This window comes from Rhodanobacter thiooxydans LCS2 (assembly GCF_000264375.1).
GTDB classification, from domain to species: Bacteria; Pseudomonadota; Gammaproteobacteria; order Xanthomonadales; family Rhodanobacteraceae; genus Rhodanobacter; species Rhodanobacter thiooxydans.
In genome coordinates this window covers 19,996-38,107 of sequence record NZ_AJXW01000069.1, presented here as the reverse complement: position 1 = coordinate 38,107, position 18,112 = coordinate 19,996, and the positions used below count along the sequence as shown (strand labels likewise).

Here is an 18,112-nt window from a genome sequence, read left to right as displayed (position 1 = left end):
TCGTCAGCATTTCGTGCTGGTGTTTGGCTTTTTGAACCCTTATAATTACGGGTTCGACCCGTCTGGAAGGGTCGTGCACCGATCGTGGCAGGACGGAAAGCGTGGCCAGGTCCTCCGGGACGACGCCACCGCCAGATCAGTCAGAAACCGGGGCTGCCCGCGCAGGGTGAGCCTCATACAAGGAGCATTCCCATGCCCAAGATCAAGACCAACCGGGCGGCAGCGAAGCGTTTTCGCAAGACCGCGTCGGGCAAGATCAAGTGCGGCCACGCGTTCAAGTCGCACATCCTGACCAAGAAGTCGACCAAGCAGAAGCGTGGTCTCCGTGCACCGAACCACCTCAAGGCGTGCGACACCCCGGGCGTGGCTCGCATGCTGCCGTACTTGTGAGGAGATAGACCATGGCTCGTGTAAAGCGTGGCGTCACCGCCCGTCGTCGTCACAAGAAAATCATCGGCCGCGCCAAGGGCTACTACAACGCCCGCCGCAAGGTCTTCCGCGTTGCCAACCAGGCCGTCATCAAGGCCGGCCAGTACGCCTATATCGGCCGCAAGCAGCGCAAGCGCCAGTTCCGCGCGCTGTGGATCGTGCGCATCAATGCCGCCGCGCGCATGTTCGGGCTGTCCTACAGCCGCCTGATCAATGGTCTCTCCAAGGCCGGCATCACCGTCGACCGCAAGGTTCTCGCTGATATCGCCGTGCACGACATCAAGGCGTTTGGTGCGATCGCCGAGAAAGCGAAGGCCAGTCTGGCGGCGTAGTCTGTGCGCTCATCCTTGATCGCGAAGATCAAGCGCGGCCATCCATGGCCGCACTCTTCAAAAGAGCGAACGTCCGCGGGGAGGAGGCCAAAGCCTTCTCCCCGTTTTTGTTTCTGTGCACTTCATACGGAACCGCATCGATGGATGACCTTGACAGCCGCGCCGCGCAGGCGCTGGCCGACATCGACAGGGCCGACACGCTGGAGGCGCTCGATGCGCTGCGCGTCGGCCTGCTGGGCAAGAGCGGCATCGTCACCGCCGCGCTGAAGACGCTCGGCGCGCTGGCGCAGGATGAGCGCAAGGCGCGCGGCGCCGAGGTGAACCTCGTCAAGGAACGCCTCGCCGGCGCGCTGGCGGCGCGCAAGGCGAGCCTGGAGCAGGCCGAGCTCGATCACCGGCTTTCCTCCGAGACGATCGACATCTCGCTGCCGGGCCGCGACGGCGAACGCGGCGGCATCCATCCGATCACCCGCGCGCTGGAGCGTATCGCGTCGATCTTCGCGCGGCTCGGTTACCAGCGCGCCGACGGCCCGGAGATCGAGGACGACTGGCACAACTTCGAGGCTCTGAACTTCCCGCCGCACCACCCGGCGCGCGCCATGCACGATACCTTCTACGTCGCTGGCGAAGGCAGCGACGACCGCCGCCTGCTGCGCACGCACACCTCACCGGTGCAGATCCGCGCGATGGCCGGCCGCCAGCCGCCGATCCGCATCATCGCGCCGGGCAAGGTCTACCGCAGCGACTCGGACCAGACCCACTCGCCGATGTTCCACCAGATCGAGGGTCTGCTGGTCGACGAGACATCGAGTTTCGCCGACCTCAAGGGCACGCTGGCCGAGTTCATCCGCGCGTTCTTCGAGCGAGACTTCGAGATGCGCTTCCGCCCCAGCTACTTCCCGTTCACCGAGCCGTCGGCCGAGGTGGACATTCGCTGGGACGCCGAGGACGGCTCCACCCGCTGGCTGGAAGTGCTCGGCTGCGGCATGGTGCATCCGAACGTGCTGAAGAACTGCGGCATCGACCCGGAGCGCTACACCGGCTTCGCGTTCGGCCTCGGCGTGGAACGTTTCGCGATGCTGCGCTACGGCGTTTCCGACCTGCGCGCGTTCTTCGAGAACGATCTGCGTTTCCTCAGGCAGTTTGCCTGAGCAGTGAATCGGGAATAGGGAACAGGGAATAGCAAAAGGCCGCAGGCCTGCGCTCTTCCGATTCCCGATTTCCTACTTCCTATTCCCGGACTTCAACCATGAAATTCTCCGAAAACTGGCTGCGCGAACTGGTGGATGTGCAGGCCGATCGTGCCGAACTGGCCCATGCGCTGACCATGGCCGGGCTGGAAGTGGAAGAAGTCACGCCGCTGGGCGAGAACCTGGCCGGCGTGGTGGTGGCCGAGATCGTCGCCGCCGAAAAGCACCCACAGGCCGACCGGCTGCAGGTGTGCAAGGTCGATGCGGGGCAGAACGATCCGTTGCAGATCGTCTGCGGCGCACCCAACGCGCGCGTCGGCATCAAGGTGCCGCTGGCGACGGTCGGTGCAAAGTTGCCGGGCGGCATCGCCATCAAGGCGGCCAAGCTGCGCGGCGTGGAATCGTTCGGCATGCTGTGCTCGGCGAAGGAACTGGGCATCGACGCCGATGCCTCCGGCCTGCTGGAGCTGCCGGCCGCTGCGCCGGTCGGCCAGCCGCTGGCTGCTTATCTTGGTCTGCCGGATGCCAGCTTCGAGCTGAAGCTCACCCCGAACCGCCCTGATTGCCTGAGCATGGTCGGCCTGGCGCACGACGTGGCTGCGCTGTTCGGCAGCAGGGTGAAGCTGCCGGCAGCAGCAAGCGTGCCGGTGACCGGCGATGCGCGTCGCGGCATCCGCCTGGAAGCGGGCAGGGATGCGCCGCGTTACCTTGGCCGCATCATCGAAGGCATCGACCCGATGGCGCGCTCGCCGCTGTGGCTGGCCGAGCGGCTGCGCCGCGGGGGCCTGCGTCCGATCGGCGCGGTGGTCGACGTCACCAACTACGTGATGCTGGAACTGGGCCAGCCGCTGCATGCGTTCGACAACGACACGCTCGAAGGCGATATCGTGGTGCGCCACGCGCGCAGCGGCGAGACGCTGAAGCTGCTCGACGGCAACGAGGCAAGACTGGACGAAAGCTTCGTGCTGATCGCCGACGAAAAGAAGGCGCTGGCCGTGGCCGGCGTGATGGGTGGCCACGACTCGCGCGTCACCGACGCCACCCGCAACGTGTTCCTGGAATCCGCGCATTTCGCACCCGCCGCGATCATGGGCCGCGCGCGCAAGCTGGGCCTGCACACCGATGCCTCGCATCGCTTCGAGCGCGGTGTCGACCCTGAACTGCCGCGCCGTGCGCTGGAGCGAGCCAGCGAGCTGCTGCTGGCAATCGCCGGCGGCAAGGCCGGCCCGGTACTGGTGGCGGAGAATCCGGCCGACCTGCCGAAGCCGGCTCCGGTTGCCCTGCGCCGTGCGCGTCTGCAGCGCGTGCTCGGCGTGAACGTGGCCGACGCCGAAGTGGCGCGCATCTTCACCGCGCTGGGCATGCAGGTCGCGGCGACGACCGACGGCTGGCAGGTCACCGCGCCTAGCAGCCGCTTCGACATCGAGTGCGAAGAGGACCTGATCGAGGAAGTCGCGCGCATTTTCGGCTACGACAACATTCCCACGGCTGCCCCGGCTGGCGCGCTGACCCTGGCCATCGAGCCGGAGGCGCGCATCAACGAACTGGCGCTGCGCGAGCAGTTGGCCGCGCGCGGCTACTACGAGGCCGTCAACCTGTCCTTCGTGGCGGCCGAGCTGCTGGCGGACTGGGGCTTCACCGGGCAACTGGTGCCGCTGGCCAACCCGCTTTCGGCTGATCTGGCGGTGATGCGGCCCGCGCTGCTGCCGGGGCTGATCGAGGCGCTGCGTCACAACCGCGCACGCCAGCAGGAACGGGTGCGGCTGTTCGAAATCGCCCGTGTGTTTGCGCAGGGCAATCCGCCGGTCGAGACGCCCAGCCTGGCCATCGTGGCCTGTGGCAAGGCTCGTGCCGAGCAATGGGGCGAACCGTCGCGGGCGCTGGATTTCTTCGATCTCAAGGGCGACCTGGACGCACTGATCGCCTGGGGCGGCGAGCCGCAGCGCTGGTCGGTGCATGCCGATGGCCTGCCGGGTTGGCTGCACCCGGGACGCGGTGCCCGGGTAACCCGCGATGGCCTCACCGTGGGTCACCTCGGCGCCCTGCACCCGCAATTGGCCAGGGCGCTGGACCTGGGCCCGGACGTGCACGTGCTGGAACTGGCGCTGGAGCCGCTGCTGGCGCGCCGCCTGCCCCGGGCGCAGGCAGTGCCCCGGTTCCCGGCCGTGCGCCGCGACCTTGCCATGGACCTGCCGGAAACGGTCCACTGGTCACAAATCGAGCAGACGGTTCGCCGCACGCTGGGCGAACGCCTGAAGGAACTGCGCCTGTTTGACCGCTACAGCGGCAAGGGAGTCGAAGCAGGCCGAAAAAGTCTCGCTATGGGCTTGATTTTACAGGACGCTTCACGCACGCTTACCGACGACGACGCGGACCGTTGCGTACGCGAGGCCATAGCGGCGTTGGAGCAATCATGCAAGGCAAAGTTGCGAGGGTGAGATGGCTCTGACCAAGGCGGAAATGGCCGAGCGGCTTTTCCTCGACGTGGGCCTCAACAAGCGCGAGGCGAAAGAGTTCGTGGACGCCTATTTCGAGGTGGTCCGCGGAGCCCTGGAAAACGGCGAACAGGTGAAGTTGTCCGGCTTCGGCAATTTTGACCTGCGACTGAAGAACCAGCGGCCCGGGCGCAACCCGAAGACCGGCGAGGAGATTCCGATCTCCGCCCGGCGCGTGGTGACGTTCCGGCCGGGACAGAAACTCAAGGTAAGAGTCGAGGGCTATGCTGGACCAAGGGAATAATACCGAGCTGCCCGCCATCCCGGCCAAGCGCTACTTCACCATCGGTGAAGTCAGCGAGTTGTGCGGGGTGAAGCCCCACGTGCTGCGCTACTGGGAGCAGGAGTTTCCTGCACTCAACCCGGTCAAGCGCCGCGGCAACCGCCGCTACTACCAGCGCCACGACGTGCTGATGATCCGCCAGATCCGCTCGCTGCTGTACGACGAGGGCTTCACCATCACCGGTGCGCGTGCGCGCCTGGAAGGTCCGCAGGCGCGGATGGAAGCGAGCATCTCGCACCAGATCGTGCGCCAGGTGCGGATGGAACTGGAAGAAGTGCTGACCCTGCTGCGCCGCTGAAGCGCGATTCGCGCTTCCGGCGGCGGGCATCAAGCTGCTAGAATTACCGTTTCGTCGGGGCGTAGCGCAGCCTGGTAGCGCATCTGCCTGGGGGGCAGAGGGTCGTCGGTTCGAATCCGGCCGCCCCGACCAATTGGACTACTCTAGACAATCCGGAATGTCACTGAAACCGCGCTCTGGCGCGGTTTTTTGTTGTCTACATCGGCACCCCCATTGAGTCCCTCCAAGTCCGTAGGATGGCTCGGGGTACGCGAGCCAAGGGTGATCTGCTGGGTCGCTGAGGGCCAGGAATGCGGTGCGTATTAGATGCGCCTCTCGCTGCTAGGATCGGCCGGAGGGAGAGATGCCATGACAGACGACCAGATCAAAGGCGATGCCATCGCGTTCGCGAAAGCAAACAAGAAGAACATTGCTCGAAGGTTGTGTTCAAAAGAACAGTACCCACCTGAAAAGGATCCGGTCTCGATCTTCATGGCGGGGTCGCCAGGAGCCGGTAAAACTGAGGCGTCGATCGAGCTTATCGATGCGGTCGGGCCAACCATTCGGATTGACCCAGACGACCTGCGGTCGGAATTTCCGATGTACAACGGCGGCAACGCCCACCTCTTTCAGCCAGCGGTCTCGATCATCGTCGACAAGATGATCGACTTTGTGTTCGACAACGACCAGAGCTTCCTACTTGACGGAACGCTAGACCAACGGGAACAAAGCTCGATACAACATAGAGCGATCGCTGCAGCACAAGCGGGTGGTTCAGGTTCTGTATGTGTATCAGGACCCGTGTCAGGCTTGGCAGTTCGTCTGCGCTAGGGAAGCCGTCGAGGGGCGTCGTATTGACCTGGAAACCTTTATAAGTCAATATTTTGAGTCCCGAAGGGTCGTTAACGCTTTAAAAGCGAAGTACGGTGCCGATATCAAAATTGACCTGCTTTTGAAGAACAATGATGGATCAAATCGATCCTACCAAGCGAACATCCAGAACGTTGATCACCACGCACCCGAAGCGTACGATGAAAAGCGTTTGAGAGTAGCCATTTCAACCATGAAATACGTGAGTGACTAATGGGTATCTTCACCGCCAAAAAGGTTGAGCGAAGCGCGATGGCGGAGTTCATCCGTAACGCGTCCTCATCCGAAAAGAACAAGGTATATCGCGAAGTCCTCGTCAAGGCGACCAAACGCCAAGAGGATGTGGTGAAGCGCGCTCCGACAGGCCACCTCTTAAAGGCCTGCGGTTGATGCAGCAAGAAAAGCCCCGCTTCTGCGGGGTTTTTCTTGTGTGCCTCGCCTCATGATTGAGCACGAACGCACTCTTGTGTGTCGGACTGCTTGTGACTTCGCTGCAGGGAGTGGGTTCCTAATACAACACCCGACTGCGCAGCGTGCCCGGGATTGCCGCCAGCTTCGCCTTCAGCTCGCTGGCCTGGGCCTCGTCGGCGCTGACGTCGATCACCACGTAGCCGACCTCGCTGTCGGTCTGCAGGAACTGCGCGTCGATGTTGATGTTGCCGGCCGAGAACAGTTCGTTGATGCGCGACAGCGTGCCCGGCACGTTGCGGTGGATGTGCAGCAGGCGGCGGCTGTGCGGGTGTTCGGGCAGGGCCACTTCGGGGAAGTTCACCGCCGACAGGGTAGAGCCGTTGTCGCTGTAGCGGACCAGCTTGCTGGCCACCTCGATGCCGATGTTGTCCTGCGCCTCCAGCGTGCTGCCGCCGACGTGCGGTGTCAGGATCACGTTGTCCAGGCCGACCAGCGGCGAGACGAACGGATCGTCGTTGCCCTTGGGCTCGGTCGGGAACACGTCGACCGCGGCGCCGGCCAGGTGGCCGGCGCGCAGCACGGCGGCCAGCGCGTCGATGTCCACCACGCTGCCGCGCGAGGCGTTGATCAGCATCGCGCCGGCGCGCATCTTTGCCAGTTGCTCGCGGCGGATCATCATCTGGGTGGCAGGGGTTTCCGGCACGTGCAGGGTGACCACGTCGGCGCGTTCCAGCAGCTCGTCCAGGCTGGACACGGCGCGTGCGTTGCCGAGCGCCAGCTTGGTCTCGATGTCGTGGAAGATCACCCGCATGCCCATGCTCTCGGCCAGCACGCCGACCTGGGTGCCGATGTGGCCGTAGCCGACGATGCCGAGCACCTTGTCGCGCGTCTCGTAGCTGCCGCTGGCCGACTTGGACCAGCCGCCGCGATGGCACTGCGCGTTTTTCTGCGGAATGCCGCGTAGCAGCATGATCGCCTCGGCGATCACCAGCTCGGCCACGCTGCGGGTGTTGGAGTAGGGCGCGTTGAACACCGGCACGCCGAGCCTGCGCGCGGCGCCCAGATCCACCTGGTTGGTGCCGATGCAGAAGCAGCCCACCGCGATCAGCCGCTTGGCCTGGGCCAGCACCTCGGCGGTAAGCTGGGTGCGCGAGCGGATGCCGACGATGTGCGCGTCGGCGATGCGCGCCTTCAGTTCGTCTTCCGGCAGCGACTTCGCGTGCAGCTCGACCTGGCTGTAGCCGGCGCGGCGGAAGTTGTCGACCGCACTGGCGCTGACGCCCTCCAGCAGCAATACCTTGATGTCCTGGCGGGGGTAGGAGGTCTGCATGCGTCGTTCCGGGTCGAGTGGCGTTGTTGTCCACTATGCCAGATTTGCGGCACTGCAGCACTGGACGCGGGGCGAAGCGGCTGGCAGGCTGCGGGAACGCCCAGGAGCCCAAGCATGTCCGACCCACGCCTTGCCGAATTGTCCCGCCGGTTGCCGGAGCTGCGCGTGCTCACCGCGCCCGCCGAGCTGGAGCATTACGGCCGCGACTGGACCCGCCGCTGGACGCCGGCTCCGCTGGCCATCGTGCTGCCGACCAGCGCCGAAGAGGTGCAGGCCATCGTGCGCTGGGCGAACGAGCAGCGCGTGGCGATCGTGCCGTCCGGCGGACGCACCGGCCTGTCCGGCGGCGCGGTGGCCGCAAACGGCGAGCTGGTGCTGAGCCTGGAGCGGATGAACCGGGTGCTGGATTTCGACGCGGTCGACCGCACGCTCACCGTGCAGCCGGGCATGATCCTGCAGCACGTGCACGAAGCGGCGCGCGAGCGCGGCCTGGTCTACCCGGTCGATTTCGCCGCGCGCGGCTCGTGCTCGATCGGCGGCAATATCGCCACCAACGCCGGCGGCATCCGGGTGATCCGCTACGGCAATACACGCGAGTGGATCGCCGGCTTGAAGGTGGTAGCCGGCAACGGCGAACTGCTGGACCTGAACCGCGGGCTGATCAAGAACTCCAGCGGCTACGATTTCCGCCAGTTGATGATCGGTTCGGAGGGGACGCTGGGCATCGTGATCGAAGCCACGCTGAAGCTCACCGAGCCGCCGCCGCCGTCGCAGGTGATGCTGCTGGCGCTGCCGGACATGGATGCGCTGATGCAGGTGTTCGCACTGTTCCGCGCGCGGCTCGTCCTGCAGGCGTTCGAGTTCTTCACCGACCATGCGTTGCGGCACGTGCTGGCGCACGGCGCGCAGCGCGCCATCGACGGCGATCATCCCTACTACGTGGTGACTGAATTCGATGCGGCCGACGAGCACCAGCAGGAGGCCGCGCTGACCGCGTTCGAGCAGGGCATGACGGAAGGCTGGATCAGCGACGGCGTGATCGCGCAGAGCGAAGCGCAGGCCGCCGCGCTGTGGCGGCTGCGCGAGGGCATCACCGAGAGCCTGGCGCCGCGGCGGCCGTACAAGAACGACGTGTCGGTGCGGATCAGCGCGGTGCCGGCGTTCCTGCACGAGATGCAGGCGTTGCTGGCGCGCGAGTATCCGCAGGCCGAGGTGGTCTGGTTCGGCCACATCGGCGACGGCAACCTGCACATCAACGTGCTGCGTCCAGACGGCCTGGCGGAGGACGCGTTCATCGCCCAGTGCGAACACGTCACCAAACTGCTGGCAGTGACGCTGCAGCGCCACGGCGGCAGCATCTCGGCCGAGCACGGCATCGGCCTGGTCAAGCGGGCCTACCTGGAAAGCACCCGCAGCGCGGCAGAAATCGCGTTGATGCGCGGCGTGCGCCAGGTATTCGATCCCAACGGCATCCTCAATCCCGGCAAGCTGTTCGCGGACGACTGAAGGCCCGGCAGGCCGCGCCCGTGCTAGTCTTGGCGGCTTGTTTGTCGACCCCGAGGAGCTGTCATGTCGTCGTCGCCGCTGCGTTCGCTGTATCCCGAAATCGAGCCGTTCGACAGCAGCTTCCTGCCGGTATCTCCGTTGCACACGCTGTACTACGAGCAGAGCGGCAACCCGAACGGCAAGCCGGTGGTGTTCCTGCATGGCGGCCCGGGCGGCGGCACCAATCCGAAATGCCGGCGCTTCTTCGACCCGGCGATCTACCGCATCGTGCTGTTCGACCAGCGCGGCTGCGGCCAGTCCACGCCGCACGCGGAACTGACCGACAACACCACCTGGGATCTGGTCGCCGACATCGAGCGCGTGCGCGAGCACCTGGCGATCGATCGCTGGCAGGTATTCGGCGGTTCGTGGGGCTCCACGCTGGCGCTGGCGTATGCGCAGACACACCCGGACAAGGTCACCGAACTGGTGCTGCGCGGCATCTTCATGCTGCGCCGCTGGGAGCTGGAGTGGTTCTACCAGAAGGGCTGCGACGCGCTGTACCCGGATGCGTGGGAGACCTATCTCAACGCGATCCCCGAGGTCGAACGCGGCGACCTGATGAGCGCGTACCACCGCCGCCTGACCAGCACCGATGCGAAGACGCGTACCGACGCGGCACGTGCCTGGTCAGTATGGGAGGGCGCCACCAGCTTCCTGTGGCAGGACGAGTCGCACATCGAATCCAGCGGCGAGGATGAGTTCGCGTTGGCGTTCGCGCGCATCGAGTGCCATTACTTCGTCAACGGCGGCTTCTTCGAGCACGACGACCAGCTACTGCGCAACGTCGGGCGCGTCCGCCACATCCCGGCGGTGATCGTGCAGGGCCGCTACGACGTGGTCTGCCCGTTGCGCAGCGCATGGGACCTGCATCGGGCGTGGCCCGAGGCCGAGCTGCGCATCGTGCAGGATGCCGGCCATTCGGCGTTCGAACCCGGCAACGTGCATGAGCTGATCGAGGCGACCGACCGCTTCGGCCGGTGAGGCGAGCCATGACGGTGTAGGAGCCCGCTTGCGGGCGATGCTCCTGCCTTGATCGTCATCGAATCCCGGGACGAGAGCATCGCCCGCAAGCGGGCTCCGCGGCTCGTGTCGGTCAGTCGTTCGCCGGCAACTGCTTGGTGCCGAAGATCTTGTCGCCGGCGTCGCCGAGGCCGGGCAGGATGTAGCCGCGTTCGTTGAGGCGCTGGTCGATTGCGGCGGTGTAGATCTCGACGTCGGGATGGGCGGCGGTGATGCGCTCGAGGCCTTCAGGCGCGGCGACCAGGAACAGCCCCTTGATGCGTTTGCAGCCGGCCGCCTTGAGCATGTCGACGGTGGCGATCAGGGTGCCGGCGGTGGCCAGCATAGGGTCGACGATCAGCGCGATGCGCTCGTCCATGCGCCCGCTGAGCTTCTCGTAGTAGGTGGTCGGCTTCAGCGTCCGCTCGTTGCGCTGCAGGCCGACCACGCTGACCTTGGCTGCGGGAATCAGGTCGAGCACGCCTGGCAGCATGCCCAGGCCGGCGCGCAGAATCGGCACGATGGTGATCTTCCTGCCCTTGATCCGGTGCACCTGCAGCGGCCCGGCCCAGCCCTCGATTTCTTCCTCGACGGTTTCCAGGTCCTTGGTGGCCTCGTAGGTGAGCAGCGCGGCGACCTCGGAGGCCAGCTCGCGGAACTCCTTGGTGCTGATGCCGGCACGGCGCATCAGGCCGAGCTTGTGCTGGATCAGCGGGTGGCGCACTTCGACGATCTTCATGGATGACTGTCTTTCCGGGCGGCGCGGGCGCGACAGTCGGGAGCTTAGCGAAGCGGCCCCGCCGGCGCACGCAGGAACGGGCGCGTCGACGGGGCCGGAGTTGCAGGAGGTCTTACGGTGTGGCGGCGTTGCCCTTCAGGCAGCTGCTCATGAAGGTCTTGCGGTCCGCGCCCTTGGGCCCCTTGGCGGTGGCGTCGGTGTTGCAGGTCTTCATCTTTTCCTGCTGGGCCTGTTTCGCCGTGGGTGCGGCGGCCGCTGCGGCACTGCCACCTTTCAGGCAGGTGCTCATGAAGGTCTTGCGTTCGGCCCCTTTCTTGCCGGTGGCCTGCTTGTTGCAATCGACCATGCGCTGCTGCTGCGCCGTGTGTGGCTTGGTGGCCGGAGCAGCGGCGGCGCTGGCTTGCGGCGTGGCTGCGAAGGCGGCACCGGCGAAAGCCAGGGCGGCACTGACGGCAAGCAGACGAAGTGACATCGACATCGTTGAACCCTCCCTAGGTGACCGGCGAGCGCCGGCGCGGGCAGTCTATGCCCGGCGGCCACTGCGGCGGGAGTGGGTGGAACCTGACATGCACGAAGTATTCAGCTGCGGCGACGCGTCAAGTGTCGCCGCAGCGGGTTCGGTTCAGGCCGCCTCGGCCTTGGCCTTGCGTGGGCCTTCCAGCAGCGCCCGGCGTACATGCGACACGATCAGGTCGACCTCGGCGCTGGTGACGTTGAAGTGCGGAGTGAAGCGCAGCGAGTTGGCGCCGCCGTGGATCACGCCGACGCCGTGCTCGCGCATGTATTCCTCGGTGGAACCGGCGCCGTAGCATTTGTAGTCCGCGGCCAGCTCGCAGGAGAACAGCAGGCCGGTGCCCTGCACCTTGGTGATCAGGCCACCCAGCTCGTTCTTCAACGCGTTGAGCTTGTCGACGAACTCCTTGCCGCGCTCGCGGATGTTGCTGCGCACGCCGTCGCTGAGCTCGCCCAGTGTGGCCAGGGCCACGTCCAGCGCGCGCGGGTTGGCGGTCATGGTGTTGCCGTAGATGCCCTTGCGGTACAGCCCGGCGGCGCGGTCGCCGACGGCCAGCACGGACAGCGGGTACTGGCCGGCGTTCAGCGCCTTGGAGAAGGTTTCCATGTCCGGCGGCGGCAGGCCCTCGAAGCCGGGGTAGTCCACGAACGACAGCACGCCGTGCGCGCGCAGGCCGGCCTGGATCGAGTCGACCAGCAGCAGGGTGCTGTGCGATTCGGTCAGCGTGCGGGCAGCCTTGTAGAACTCCGGCGTCACCGCACGGCCGGGGTCGCCTTCGCCCATCACCGGTTCCAGGAACATCGCCTCGATGAACCAGCCGTGTTTGTCGGCGTCGGCAAACGCGGCTTCCAGCTGCGCCACGTCGTAGGGTGCCACGGTGATCAGGGTGTCCTCGTGGCGGTAGCTGGCGAGGTTCTGCTGATAGGTCTTGCGGCTGGAGTCGGAGTACAGCGCCGGCGCTTCGGTGCGGCCGTGGAACGCGCCCTTCACCGCCAGCCGCTTGATCGTGCGGCCGGCGTAGCGGGCGCCGGTGTCGGTCATCGCCTTGGCGTTGACGTCGGCGATGCGGCAAGCCAGCGAGACCGATTCGGAGCCGGAGTTCAGGCACAGGTAGTGCTTGTACGGACTGCCGCCGCGGCTGCGGCCCAGTTCCTTGTCCAGCGCCGCGGTGAAGCGCAGTTGCGCCACGCTGGGCGACATCACGTTCGCCATCACCTGCGGGCGGGCCAGCGCGGCCAGGATGGCCGGGTCGTTGTGGCCGAAGCCGAGCATGCCGTAGCCGCCGTTGTCGTGCACCACGGCGCCCTTCAGGGTGACGATCCACGGGCCGCGCGCGGCCGCCGGCAGGTACGGGTTGATCGCATCGTCCGGGTAGAAGTTGACGAAACCGGCCTGAGCCCGGGCGAGCTGTTCGGCTTCGTCGAGCCTGAGGAAATCCGACAGCTCGGTACGCAGCTCTCGGTGGCGCGCCACCGCCTCGGCGACCGCCTGGCCCAGCAGGGGATCGTTTGCCGCCAAGCGCTCGATAGTGGCGTCGTCCAGGCCGACGGTCCGCGGCTTGCCGCCGAATTCACGCAGTTCGCGCAGCTGGTTGATCACACCCATGGCTATCTCCTCAGATCCGCCGGCGCCTCGCACCCAGCGCGAAGCAGGCCAACGTGTAGTGCGTGGGGGAGCCCGGCTCCCGCGGCGCGCGGCCCGGTTTGGCGGGTGGGCGCGCATCCACGAACCTTGAGGATAACCCGCGGCATGGCCTGCCCGGTACCCCCTGAGCCTGACAGGCTGATCCATGGCCGCTGCGCTTTGCCTCGCCCGATCAGGCGCTTGGGGCGGAATTAGCCGTGTGGATGACGCCTGTCACCCACGATGGTTGACGGCGACGACTGGGGCCGACGCGACGCACCGCCCAGGCTGTGCGGCAGGAGGAGACACCCGCATGAACGACACCACCGTTGCCCGCCTTGACGCCGCCGTGAAGCGCTACGGCCCACTCACCGCGCTGGATGGCGTGGACCTCGCCGTGCGGCGCGGCGAACTGCTCGCCCTGCTCGGTCCCAACGGCGCCGGCAAGAGCACCAGCATCAGCCTGCTGCTGGGGTTGATTCGCCCGGACACGGGTCGCGCCGAACTGTTCGGGCTCGACCCGCAGCGCATCGAGGCGCGCCGGCGCATCGGCGTGATGCTGCAGTCGGCCAATCTGCCGCCCACGCTGCGCGTGGGCGAGCTGCTGCGCCTGACCATGAGCTATTACCCGAACCCGCGCGGCTGCGACGAAACCGCCGCGCTGGCCGGCATCGCCGATCTGCTGCTGCGGCCCTATGGCAGGCTTTCCGGCGGCCAGCAGCGGCGCGTGCAGTTCGCGCTGGCGCTGTGCGGGCGGCCCGAGCTGCTGTTCCTCGACGAACCCACCGTGGGCATGGACATCGACGCACGGCAGAAGCTGTGGACGGCCATGCGCGCGCTGGTTGCCGAAGGCTGCGCCGTGGTGCTCACCACGCATTACCTGGAGGAAGCCGAGGCGCTGGCGCAGCGCGTGGTGGTGCTCGGTCGGGGCTGCGTGCTCAGCGCAGGCAGCGTGGACGACTTGCGCAAGCGCGTGGCGCTCACCCGCATCCGCTGCGTGAGCGAGCTCGATACGGAAGCGGTTGCGGGCTGGCCGAATGTGGCCTCCGCCACGCGCGAGGACGGTCACCTGCGCATCGCGACCGCGCAGGCCGAGGCGGTGGTGCGCCGCTTGCTCGACGCCGACCCCGCCCTCGGCGAACTGGAAGTGCAGCGCGCTGGCCTGGCCGAGGCGTTCACCGAACTCACCCGCGATGCCGTCGAGGCCGCGGACACTGATCAGCGCGAGGCTGCCTGACATGCAAACCGCCATTTCCGTCGCCACATCAGCGCCTGCTGTCAGCATGCCGCGCCGCCGCCTGGTCGGCGCCTATCTCGAAGAAGCGCGCAGCGAATGCCTGCGCTACCTGCGCGCGCCGGGCTTCATGCTGCCGATCATGCTGTTCCCCACCATGTTCTACCTGCTGTTCGGCGTGCTGATGGTGAAGTCGAACGGCGCCGACGCGGCGCGCTACCTGCTGGCCAGCTACGGCGTGTTCGGCGTGATGAGTCCGGGCCTGTTCGGTTTCGGCGTGTCGCTGGCGCTGGAGCGCGACGGCGGCCTGCTGACCTTCAAGCGCGCCTTGCCGATGCCGCCCGGCGCCTACCTGCTGGGCAAGATGCTGATGGCGATGGCGGCCGCTGGCATGGTCATCCTGCTGCTGATGGCGTTGGCCTGGTCGCTCGGCCACGTGACGCTGGCCCCGCTGCAGGCCGGCGCCTTGCTGCTCACCGGCATGCTCGGCGTGCTGCCGTTTTGCGCGCTGGGCATGTTCGTCGGCACCCTGATCAAGGGTCAGGGCGCGCCCGGCATGCTGCAGCTGATCTACCTGCCGATGTCGTTCCTGTCCGGCCTGTGGATGCCGCTGCCGATATTGCCGGCGTTCCTGCAGCGGATCGCGCCGGTGTGGCCGAGCTACCACCTGGACAGGCTGGCGCTGGCGGCAGTGGGCATGAACCGTGGACCCTTGCTGGTCCATGTGCTGGTGCTGGCCGGCGTTGCCGCGGGGTTCGCGCTGCTGGCCGCCAGGCGCCTGCGCCGGCACGGTTGAAGTAGCATGCCGCAGACCAGGCCCCCAGCGACCGACCACGCCATGATTCCCGCTTTCGCCGCCCGATGGTTCGTGCCGGCACCCGATTCCGCGGTGGCCGATGACCTGCGCCGGGGCAAGTCGCCATGGGCCGACGGCGTGCACCTGCTGTGGTCGCTGTGGATCTTCATCACGCCGCTGTTCGATCGTGGCCTGCACGGTTACACCCAGACTTGGCTGCTGTGCACGCTGGGTTCGTATCCGGTCTTCCTGCTGCTGTTCGTCAAGTTGCGGCTGGCTTCGCGGCGGACCGCCTATCTTTATGCGTGGGGCATGGCGGCGCTGTGCTTCGGCCTGCTGCGCTGGTATCCCAGCGGACTCAGCTACTTCGTGTACGCCTGCGTGATGCTGAGCCATTGCAGTCTGCGGCACTTCCGCAGCTACGTGATCCAGGTGGTGCTGCTCAACGCAATCTACGTGGCGCTGGCGTGGTGGATCGGCTACCCGCAGGCGCTGCTGGTGATCATGCCGGTCACGGTGTTCGTCATCTGCACCATTGTCACGGTCGAGCAGATCTACCACGAGAAGGACGCGGCGCTCAGCCTTTCCCACGACGAGGTGCGCCGGCTTGCCGCCACGGCCGAGCGCGAGCGGATCGGACGCGACCTGCACGATCTGCTCGGGCATACGCTGTCGCTGATCACGCTGAAGCTGGAGTTGTCGCGCAAGCTGTTCGACCGCGACGTCGAGGCCGCCCGGCGCGAGGTCGAGGAGGCGGAGAAGGTCGCGCGCCACGCCCTGGCCGAAGTGCGCTGCGCCGTCACCGGCATCCGCGCCACCGACCTCGCCGCCGAGCTGGCTTCGGCGCGGCTGCTGCTGGAATCCTCGCGGGTGCATCTGGATTACGGCGAACTGCCCAGCGACCTGCCGGGCGACGTCGAGCGCGGCCTGTCGCTGGTATTGCGCGAGGCGGCGACCAACATCGCGCGCCACGCCGATGCCAGCCGGGCGCGGGTCGAGCTGACGCGCGAGCGGGGCAGCGTCCGCCTGCAGATCAGCGACAACGGCCGCGGCGGCATCGAGAATGACGGCAACGGCCTGAGCGGCATGCGCGAGCGCGTGCGCGCGCTCGGCGGCACGCTGGCGTTCGAGTCGCCGCGCGGTCAGGGATGGCGCCTGCGGGTGGTGGTGCCGTTGCCGGTGGTGCGCTTGGTCGCGTCGTCACGCCCGGCGCCTGAGCCGCCCACCACCGGCGCGCTCGTGCGCCCGGTTCCTGATCGGCCCGTCGCATGATCCGGGTACTGCTGGCCGAGGACCAGGCGATGGTGCGCGGCGCGCTGTCCGCGCTGCTGAACCTGGAAAGCGACATCGATGTGCTCGGTTCCGCTGCCGACGGCGAAGCCGCGTGGCGCGAGCTGCAACGGCTGCAGCCGGACGTGCTGGTCACCGACATCGAGATGCCCGGTCTCACCGGGCTGGAGCTGGCCCAGCGCATCCAGCGGCACGAATTGCCGATGAAGGTGGTCATCGTCACCACCTTTGCGCGCCCGGGCTTCCTGCGCCGCGCGCTAGATGCCGGCGTGTCCGGCTATCTGCTGAAGGATGCCCCGGCCGAGAATCTCGCCGAGGCCTTGCGTACCGTGCATCGCGGCGGCCGCGCGATCGACCCGCAGCTGGCGCTGGAGGCGTGGTCCGAGGCCGATCCGCTCAACGACCGCGAGCGCCAGGTGTTGCGCCTGGCCGGCGAAGGCCAGTCCGCCGGCGACATCGCCGCGCAGTTGAACCTGTCGCATGGCACCGTGCGCAACTACCTGTCCGAGGCGATCGGCAAACTCGGTGTCGCCAATCGCATCGAGGCGTATCGGCTGGCGCGGCAGAAAGGCTGGCTGTAGGCGCTTGCGCGGGAATCGGTCCGCTGCGGGATAATGCCCCGTTTCCCGATGCTGGCTGTGCCCCTTGAAGAAGTCCGATTTCGATTTTGAGCTGCCGCCCGAGCTGATCGCGCAGGCGCCGTTGCCGGAGCGCTCGGCCAGCCGGATGCTGCTGCTGGATGTGCCGGCGCAGTCGCAGCAGGACCGCATGTTCCGCGAGTTGCCCGAATTCCTGCGGCCGGGTGACCTGCTGGTGTTCAACGATACCCGTGTGCTGCCGGCGCGGCTGTACGGACGCAAGGACACCGGCGGCGCGGTGGAGATCCTGATCGAGCGGGTCACTGGCGCGCACGAGGCGGTGGTGCAGTTGGGGGTCAGCAAGAAGCCGAAGGAAGGCGCGCGGATCGAGCTGGCCGACGGCAGCCATGCGCTGGTGCTGGGCCGCGACGAGAGTTTCTTCCGGCTGCGCTTCGAGGCGCCGGAACCGCTGGAGAAGCTGCTGCAGAAGCTCGGCGAGATGCCATTGCCGCCGTACATCGCGCGGCACGCCGACGCCAGTGACATGGAGCGCTACCAGACCGTGTTCGCACGCGAGCCCGGCGCGGTCGCCGCGCCCACCGCAGGGCTGCATTTCGATCAGCCGATCCTGGACCGGCTGCGCGAGCGCGGCGTCGACTTTGGCTACATCACGCTGCATGTGGGCGCCGGCACCTTTCAGCCGGTGCGCGTGGACGACATCAAGGACCACCACATGCACCGCGAGTGGCTCAACGTCGGCGCGCACCTGATCGGGCAGATCCGCCGCGCGCGCGCGAACGGCGGGCGAGTGATCGCGGTGGGCACCACCGTGGTGCGCGCGCTGGAAAGCGCCAGCAGGGACGGCGAGCTGCACCCGTTCGCCGGCGAGACGCAGATCTTCATCTTCCCCGGCTACCGCTTCAGCAGCATCGACGGCCTGATCACCAACTTCCACCTGCCGCAGTCAACCCTGCTGATGCTGGTGTCCGCCCTGGCCGGGCGCGAATTCATGCTCGGTGCGTACCGCCATGCGGTCGAGCAGCGCTACCGCTTCTTCTCCTACGGCGACGCCATGCTGATCCTGCCGCACGGCGCCTGAGGATCTCGAACGACAGCCATGTTGCCGTCATTCCCGCTTTCGCTGGAATGACCGTGGTATTTCGAGGTTCCGTAG

At 66.9% G+C, this 18,112-nt stretch carries 20 protein-coding genes and 1 tRNA gene; 17 read left to right on the top strand and 4 right to left on the bottom strand.

Annotation, left to right across the window (positions count from 1 at the left end):
* Positions 1-192: 192 nt before the first annotated feature.
* From rpmI to UUA_RS19840, 10 genes are all read left to right on the top strand, one after another.
* Positions 193-390 (top strand): 50S ribosomal protein L35, encoded by a 198-nt coding sequence (rpmI, locus tag UUA_RS13555; protein WP_008437828.1) that lies wholly within the window; start codon positions 193-195, stop codon positions 388-390.
* Between the two features lie 11 nt (positions 391-401).
* Positions 402-761, top strand: a complete 360-nt coding sequence (gene rplT, locus UUA_RS13550) for a 50S ribosomal protein L20 (RefSeq protein WP_008437827.1) — start codon at positions 402-404, stop codon at positions 759-761.
* 140 nt (positions 762-901) lie between these two features.
* Positions 902-1,912 carry a phenylalanine--tRNA ligase subunit alpha gene (gene pheS, locus UUA_RS13545; RefSeq protein ID WP_008437825.1) on the top strand — a complete coding sequence of 337 codons (1,011 nt, stop codon included), beginning with the start codon at positions 902-904 and terminating at the stop codon, positions 1,910-1,912.
* A gap of 98 nt (positions 1,913-2,010) precedes the next feature.
* On the top strand, positions 2,011-4,389 hold the full coding sequence (gene pheT / locus UUA_RS13540) for a phenylalanine--tRNA ligase subunit beta (protein WP_008437824.1): 2,379 nt from the start codon (positions 2,011-2,013) through the stop codon (positions 4,387-4,389).
* 1 nt (position 4,390) lies between these two features.
* Positions 4,391-4,690 carry an integration host factor subunit alpha gene (gene ihfA, locus UUA_RS13535; protein WP_007512071.1) on the top strand — a complete coding sequence of 100 codons (300 nt, stop codon included), beginning with the start codon at positions 4,391-4,393 and terminating at the stop codon, positions 4,688-4,690.
* Positions 4,671-5,027: a MerR family transcriptional regulator gene (locus tag UUA_RS13530; protein WP_007512073.1), complete on the top strand. Its 357-nt coding sequence runs from the start codon at positions 4,671-4,673 to the stop codon at positions 5,025-5,027. The genes ihfA and UUA_RS13530 overlap by 20 nt, the downstream gene beginning before the upstream one ends.
* A gap of 55 nt (positions 5,028-5,082) precedes the next feature.
* A tRNA-Pro gene (locus UUA_RS13525) sits at positions 5,083-5,159 on the top strand.
* Between the two features lie 216 nt (positions 5,160-5,375).
* Positions 5,376-5,837, top strand: coding sequence for a zeta toxin family protein (locus UUA_RS19895; RefSeq protein WP_008437821.1), 462 nt, complete (start codon positions 5,376-5,378; stop codon positions 5,835-5,837).
* Positions 5,776-6,090, top strand: coding sequence for a zeta toxin family protein (locus tag UUA_RS20325; protein ID WP_425476913.1), 315 nt, complete (start codon positions 5,776-5,778; stop codon positions 6,088-6,090). The genes UUA_RS19895 and UUA_RS20325 overlap by 62 nt, the downstream gene beginning before the upstream one ends.
* Positions 6,090-6,266, top strand: a complete 177-nt coding sequence (locus UUA_RS19840) for a hypothetical protein (protein WP_167316987.1) — start codon at positions 6,090-6,092, stop codon at positions 6,264-6,266. The genes UUA_RS20325 and UUA_RS19840 overlap by 1 nt, the downstream gene beginning before the upstream one ends.
* 118 nt (positions 6,267-6,384) lie before the next feature.
* Here the strand turns inward: UUA_RS19840 and serA are convergent, their stop codons facing one another.
* Positions 6,385-7,617 (bottom strand): phosphoglycerate dehydrogenase, encoded by a 1,233-nt coding sequence (serA, locus tag UUA_RS13520; RefSeq protein ID WP_008437819.1) that lies wholly within the window; start codon positions 7,615-7,617, stop codon positions 6,385-6,387.
* A 114-nt stretch (positions 7,618-7,731) separates the two neighbouring features.
* Here serA and UUA_RS13515 point away from each other — a divergent pair, with 114 nt between their 5' ends.
* Positions 7,732-9,123: an FAD-binding oxidoreductase gene (locus UUA_RS13515; RefSeq protein WP_008437818.1), complete on the top strand. Its 1,392-nt coding sequence runs from the start codon at positions 7,732-7,734 to the stop codon at positions 9,121-9,123.
* 63 nt (positions 9,124-9,186) lie between these two features.
* Positions 9,187-10,146, top strand: a complete 960-nt coding sequence (gene pip, locus UUA_RS13510) for a prolyl aminopeptidase (protein ID WP_008437816.1) — start codon at positions 9,187-9,189, stop codon at positions 10,144-10,146.
* A gap of 112 nt (positions 10,147-10,258) precedes the next feature.
* On the opposite strand, the gene upp is transcribed toward pip, so the two are convergent.
* From upp to UUA_RS13495, 3 genes are all read right to left on the bottom strand, one after another.
* On the bottom strand, positions 10,259-10,903 hold the full coding sequence (upp, locus tag UUA_RS13505; RefSeq protein ID WP_008437805.1) for a uracil phosphoribosyltransferase: 645 nt from the start codon (positions 10,901-10,903) through the stop codon (positions 10,259-10,261).
* Positions 10,904-11,015: 112 nt separating this feature from the next.
* Positions 11,016-11,381 (bottom strand): PsiF family protein, encoded by a 366-nt coding sequence (locus UUA_RS13500; RefSeq protein WP_008437800.1) that lies wholly within the window; start codon positions 11,379-11,381, stop codon positions 11,016-11,018.
* 144 nt (positions 11,382-11,525) lie between these two features.
* On the bottom strand, positions 11,526-13,022 hold the full coding sequence (locus UUA_RS13495) for an aminotransferase class III-fold pyridoxal phosphate-dependent enzyme (RefSeq protein WP_008437798.1): 1,497 nt from the start codon (positions 13,020-13,022) through the stop codon (positions 11,526-11,528).
* Between the two features lie 331 nt (positions 13,023-13,353).
* Between UUA_RS13495 and UUA_RS13490 the strand changes: the two genes are divergently transcribed.
* The 5 genes from UUA_RS13490 to queA all read left to right on the top strand — a co-directional run bounded on the left by UUA_RS13490 (position 13,354) and on the right by queA (position 18,037).
* Positions 13,354-14,277: an ABC transporter ATP-binding protein gene (locus tag UUA_RS13490; RefSeq protein ID WP_008437797.1), complete on the top strand. Its 924-nt coding sequence runs from the start codon at positions 13,354-13,356 to the stop codon at positions 14,275-14,277.
* 1 nt (position 14,278) lies between these two features.
* Positions 14,279-15,070, top strand: coding sequence for an ABC transporter permease (locus UUA_RS13485; RefSeq protein WP_039954082.1), 792 nt, complete (start codon positions 14,279-14,281; stop codon positions 15,068-15,070).
* Between the two features lie 42 nt (positions 15,071-15,112).
* On the top strand, positions 15,113-16,342 hold the full coding sequence (locus UUA_RS13480) for a sensor histidine kinase (RefSeq protein WP_039954081.1): 1,230 nt from the start codon (positions 15,113-15,115) through the stop codon (positions 16,340-16,342).
* On the top strand, positions 16,339-16,941 hold the full coding sequence (locus UUA_RS13475) for a response regulator transcription factor (RefSeq protein ID WP_008437792.1): 603 nt from the start codon (positions 16,339-16,341) through the stop codon (positions 16,939-16,941). The genes UUA_RS13480 and UUA_RS13475 overlap by 4 nt, the downstream gene beginning before the upstream one ends.
* 64 nt (positions 16,942-17,005) lie before the next feature.
* Entirely contained in the window at positions 17,006-18,037 is a 1,032-nt protein-coding gene (gene queA, locus UUA_RS13470; RefSeq protein ID WP_008437789.1) for a tRNA preQ1(34) S-adenosylmethionine ribosyltransferase-isomerase QueA, read from the top strand.
* The last annotated feature ends 75 nt before the right edge of the window (positions 18,038-18,112 follow it).